The following is a 4,959-nucleotide window of genomic DNA, read 5'->3' as shown; positions in this document are numbered from 1 at the left end:
CTTTCCGTGGGCTCGCGCCCAAGCCTCCTCAGCCGCTTCGCTGCTTGCGGGGTCGCGGTCGTCTCGCTGATCCACTCGAGTCGAGCGAACGCTTCTACAAATACTTAGATAGATCATTGATTCTTGAATGTCGAGAAGATTATTTCCTATCAAGTTATTACTGACTAATAGACTTCTTCAACACTATGTAAACGAAACCGCCTATAGGCAGCCCTGTTCACACGTTGATTTCCGGTTCTTCAATTTTCTCGAATGCAATTTTGAGGATATGGTGATTTTCCATCGCAATGATTTCCCATTGGTAGCCGCCTTTTTCGAATGAATCGCCGGCTTCGGCTTCGATGAGCTGATGCTGCATCCAGCCCGCAATGGTATCGATTTCGTCGCTGTCCGCGAATTTCAGGCTGAATCGCTCTTCCAGGTCTTTCAATAGGACACGGCCATTCACCACGTAGCGGGTGTCGCTTTCTTTCACGATTTCAGCTTCCTCTTCTTCATCAAACTCATCCCGTATTTCCCCGACGATCTCCTCGAGAATATCTTCCATCGTGATCAGGCCGGACGTGCCGCCGTATTCATCAATGACAAGTGCGATATGGGTGCGGTCTTTCTGCATTTTCACAAGCGCCATCTGAAGCGGTGTGGTTTCGTGGAAATACGGAAGGTCATGGACAAGTTCCATCATTTGAACATCGTTATTGATTGCATAATGAGTCAATACTTCCTTAGCATTGATGAAGCCAATCAAATCGTCTTTATCACCGTCGCGTGCAATCGGGTAGCGTGTAAAGCGGTGCTCACGAAGTTCAGCCAGCAATTCATCAGTGGACAAATCGTCCGGAAAAGCGACCATTTGCGTGCGCGGGATCATGACGTCCTTGGCGCTGCGCTCGTCGAATGCAAAGATATTCTGCATATAGGAAAGCTCCGTCTGGTTGATTTCACCGCTTTGGAAGCTCTGCGCCATGATGATCTTCAGTTCTTCCTCTGAATGGGCTTGCTGTTCGCCGGCAGGTTCAACACCGAACATGCGAAGCAGCAGGCGGGCAGAGCCGTTCAAGACGAAAATGAACGGATACATGATTTTCCCGAAGATATAAAGCGCGGGGGCCAGCGACAAAGTCATTCGTTCCGCAAATTGCAATGCCAGCGATTTTGGCGCCAATTCACCGATGACGACATGCAAAAATGTCACCAGTGCAAAAGCGAATGCGAACGAGACGATCGTCGAAACCGCTGAGGGGACACCGAGCCAGTCGAATAACGGATGAAGCAGCCGTTCGACAGTCGGTTCCCCGAGCCATCCGAGGCCGAGGGCGGTCACGGTGATGCCAAGCTGGCAAGCGGACAAATAATAGTCCAGGTCACTGACGACTTTCTTGACAGTGACGGCTTTTTTATTGCCTTCCTCAATCAGCTGCTCGATGCGTGACATGCGGACTTTGACGACAGCAAATTCCGTACCGACGAAAAATGCGGTTAATGCAATGAGTAAGACGAGAAGAGCTAAATTCAGTAAAAGTATGGGGTCCAATAAATTCCCTTAGATAAGGGATTCACCTCCGAGATAGTTTCTTTTAATTTATCACAATTTACTTAATGGTGCTGAGGAATTGTATCAATGTGCATCGAGAACGCGCTTTGTAATTTTGCGGATATCAATTGCCGTATCTTCTGTCATGATGTCATCGAGTATCACTTCGCGGAAATAAGTGACACTCGCGGTAAGCGGAAGATCGAGGATCTTGCTGAGCGCAATCCGGTACATTTTCAGGAATTCCTTATCGGTATTGCCGCGCTTCAGTTCTGCAAACGCTTCGTAGAATTGGTCGAGCTTATCGGCGAATTCCAATAGCCGGCCTTCGAGCGACTCGTCCTTGCCTTCTTTCATGCGGTCAAAAAAGACTTCCTGGAATTCTTCCGGAATTTCTTTCAGGATGAATTTTTCCATCATCCCTTCCTCGACTCTCGCAAGGATTTCCTTGAGTTCAGGGGATGCATATTTCACGGGGGTTTTGATGTCCCCGATAAATACTTCGGCAAAGTCATGGTTGATGGTCCGCTCGTACAGGGATTTCCAGTCGACAGGTCGGCCTTCGCGCTCTTCAATCGTCGCGAAAAACATCGCATACTGGCTGACTTTCCAGGAATGCGCGGCGACGTTATGCTCTTCAAACTTGAACCTGCCCGGGGCCCGGATGATCCGCTCCAAATCATTTAATGAGGTGAAAAAACGATGTATTCCCATGAAAAACGACTCCTTTTTGCTGATTTCGATGTCTTCAGCATACCCGAAAAACGGTATAATAGAAATTATAGAGTGATTCAAACGGAAAAGGAGCGCAATCAGCTATGACAGGAAAAACACACATCACGGGCGGCATCGCAGCAAGCCTGGCATTTGCGCAAGTTTCCCATTACGAACCGGCCATCTTATTGATCGGCGGAGTGGCCGGGGCGTTGATTCCCGATATTTGCCACGGATCGAGCAAAATCGGCAGGAGCCTGCCAATCTTATCGAAACTGATCAGCACATTGTTCGGCCATCGGACTTTCACCCATAGCCTGCTGTTTCTGCTGCTCATGACGGCATTGTTTCAAGCGGTGCTGCCAAATGAAGCTTTGGCGGCAGGCATTCTCGTCGGCATGATCAGCCACATCGTATTGGATATGGCGACGAAACGGGGCGTGAAGCTTTTATTTCCGCTGCGCGTAACGGTACGCTTGCCGCTTACGACATCGACCGGCAGCTTTGTGGAACATCTAGTGTTCGCTGCCTTGTCGGTCCTGTCGGTTTATTTCGGCTATGGGCTGTTCAACTTGTCATAATACGTTTTAAGCGATGTTCTTAGGGAATAGGAGGGGAAAGCAGTCCAGGAGGAGGAAGCGCAATGCCTAGAGATGAATTTTCCAGAGATGCCAACCCATCGAGGAATACGGACCGAAGAAAACGTGAAGAGTTCGAAGGGATTGACCGTGAATCGCAGGAAGACGGCCAGAAGATGAGAAAAGAAGGCGCCCACAGCAATACCGGCGTCGGCGATGAACGAAATCCGATCGGCGAATCGGAAAGCAAATAATAGCATGAACAGGAGCTGCCGGAAATTGCCCGGTAGCTTCTTTTTTAGCTAATGCTTAATTAGGCGAAGCATTACCGGATAGCAAAAAACGGATAAAAAGCGGGGAGTTCAAAAAAGGAAAGTTCACAGGTCAGACCTCAGTACAGTACTTGTCCTAAAAAATGAAAACGGATACACTAAAGCGGATGGAATAATTAAACAATTTTTTAAAAAATGGAGTGATGAGATGATTTCAACGACGTGGAACTGGATGTGGGAAAAACATCATCAGGCAAAAGATATGCTGCACTTTTTCGCCAAGCCCGGCTCGACTTCCCCAGGAGATGAGCGTGACCGTGCAGAAGACGCAGGTACATACGATGAACGCTTCAAAAAGAAAAGTTACAATACGCCGCAGTTGATCGGGCTGTTCCTCGGCCCTTTGCTGTTCATTTTAACGATGCTGTTCGTGAATCCGGAAGGCTTGACACCGGAAGCGAAAGCAATCCTGGCGAGCACCATTTGGATCGCTACATGGTGGATAACAGAAGCGATTCCGATCCCGGCAACTTCGCTCTTGCCGATTGTGCTGTTTCCGTTAACCGGGGGATTGGACGTAGGGGAGACCACATCCGCTTATGGAAACGACACGATTTTCCTGTTCATGGGAGGCTTCATGATCGCCTTGACGATGGAAAAATGGAATTTGCACAAACGCATTGCCTTGACCATCATCGCCTTGATCGGCACAAACACAGAACGCATCATTCTCGGGTTCATGGTGGCGACCGGCTTCTTGTCTATGTGGATTTCCAACACAGCCACGGCCATGATGATGGTGCCGATCGGCTTGGCGATTATCTACCAGGTATCGGAAGCGTTGAAGCATGACGATTCCATCGATACGTCTAGAGAAAACTTCAGCTTTGGCAAAGCGCTCATGCTAGGCATTGCCTATTCCGCATCTCTTGGCGGAATCGCGACGTTAATCGGGACGCCGCCGAACACTTTGCTTGCCGGTGCAGTCAATGAAATCTATGGCATTGAAATCACTTTTGCCGAATGGATGCTGTTCGGCGTGCCGCTTGCCTGGATCTTTATCTTTGTGGCTTGGTTTTATCTAATTAAAATAGCTTTTCCGCTGAAATTAAAAGAGTTGCCAGGGGGAAGTGCCGTCATTAAAGAGCAAAAGACGGAGCTCGGCAACGCTTCCTATGAAGAAAAAATCGTTTTTTTGATCTTCCTGCTGGCAGCTTTTGCTTGGATCACCCGCTCGTTCCTATTGGTGGAATTTTTGCCTGGCTTGAACGATGCGATGGTCGGATTGATTGCTGCACTGATTTTGTTTGCGATTCCGTCGAAAAACCGTCAAGGCGACCATTTGCTGGACTGGTCGACAGCCGTTAAATTGCCATGGGGGATCTTATTGCTCTTTGGGGGCGGTTTGGCGATTGCTGCAGGCTTTACTCAATCAGGGCTCTCTGAATGGGTAGGAGGCCAATTGATCGGCTTGCAAGGAGTTAATGTCCTGATTATCGTTCTAGTCGTTGCGGCATTCGTGCTGTTCCTGACAGAAATCACTTCCAATACCGCTACTGCGTCGATGATGTTCCCAATCATGGCTTCGTTGGCAGTCGCGCTCGGCATCCATCCGTATGCGCTGATGGTAACGGCTGCTGTGACAGCGTCCTGTGCATTTATGCTGCCGGTGGCAACACCGCCAAATGCCGTCGTCTTCGGGTCGGGTTATTTGAAAATCATCGATATGGCTCGTGCCGGCTTTATCCTGAACGTTTTCGGGATCGTTTTTGTCGGCCTCGCTGTCTACTACTTCCTGCCGCTCGTCTGGGGCATCGATTTATTGAGTACGCCTGCAAGATTCCTGGAATAAACTAGAAGA

The 4,959-nt window shown here is 49.0% G+C and carries 5 protein-coding genes; 3 read left to right on the top strand and 2 right to left on the bottom strand.

Annotation, left to right across the window (positions count from 1 at the left end):
* Positions 1–217: 217 nt before the first annotated feature.
* Complete coding sequence (locus ON064_RS16995) at positions 218–1,534, bottom strand: hemolysin family protein (RefSeq protein WP_274625699.1); 1,317 nt, start codon at positions 1,532–1,534, stop codon at positions 218–220.
* A gap of 84 nt (positions 1,535–1,618) precedes the next feature.
* Positions 1,619–2,248, bottom strand: coding sequence for a YfbR-like 5'-deoxynucleotidase (locus ON064_RS16990; RefSeq protein WP_101191495.1), 630 nt, complete (start codon positions 2,246–2,248; stop codon positions 1,619–1,621).
* Positions 2,249–2,352: 104 nt separating this feature from the next.
* Here ON064_RS16990 and ON064_RS16985 point away from each other — a divergent pair, with 104 nt between their 5' ends.
* The 3 genes from ON064_RS16985 to ON064_RS16975 all read left to right on the top strand — a co-directional run bounded on the left by ON064_RS16985 (position 2,353) and on the right by ON064_RS16975 (position 4,950).
* Positions 2,353–2,829 (top strand): metal-dependent hydrolase, encoded by a 477-nt coding sequence (locus ON064_RS16985; protein WP_274625698.1) that lies wholly within the window; start codon positions 2,353–2,355, stop codon positions 2,827–2,829.
* A 62-nt stretch (positions 2,830–2,891) separates the two neighbouring features.
* Positions 2,892–3,080, top strand: coding sequence for a hypothetical protein (locus tag ON064_RS16980; protein WP_121298588.1), 189 nt, complete (start codon positions 2,892–2,894; stop codon positions 3,078–3,080).
* A 226-nt stretch (positions 3,081–3,306) separates the two neighbouring features.
* Positions 3,307–4,950, top strand: coding sequence for an SLC13 family permease (locus ON064_RS16975; protein WP_274625697.1), 1,644 nt, complete (start codon positions 3,307–3,309; stop codon positions 4,948–4,950).
* Positions 4,951–4,959: the final 9 nt, after the last annotated feature.

This window comes from Planococcus sp. A6 (assembly GCF_028823615.1).
Taxonomy (GTDB): Bacteria; Bacillota; Bacilli; order Bacillales_A; family Planococcaceae; genus Planococcus.
Note: the sequence above shows the minus strand (reverse complement) of the source record. Positions and strands in the feature narration are given on the sequence as shown.

Coding starts and splice junctions, on each gene's coding strand:
- ON064_RS16985 (WP_274625698.1), top strand. CDS start 2,353: ATGACAGGAAAAACACACATCACGGGCGGCATCGCAGCAAGCCTGGCA.
- ON064_RS16980 (WP_121298588.1), top strand. CDS start 2,892: ATGCCTAGAGATGAATTTTCCAGAGATGCCAACCCATCGAGGAATACG.
- ON064_RS16990 (WP_101191495.1), bottom strand. CDS start 2,248: ATGGGAATACATCGTTTTTTCACCTCATTAAATGATTTGGAGCGGATC.
- ON064_RS16975 (WP_274625697.1), top strand. CDS start 3,307: ATGATTTCAACGACGTGGAACTGGATGTGGGAAAAACATCATCAGGCA.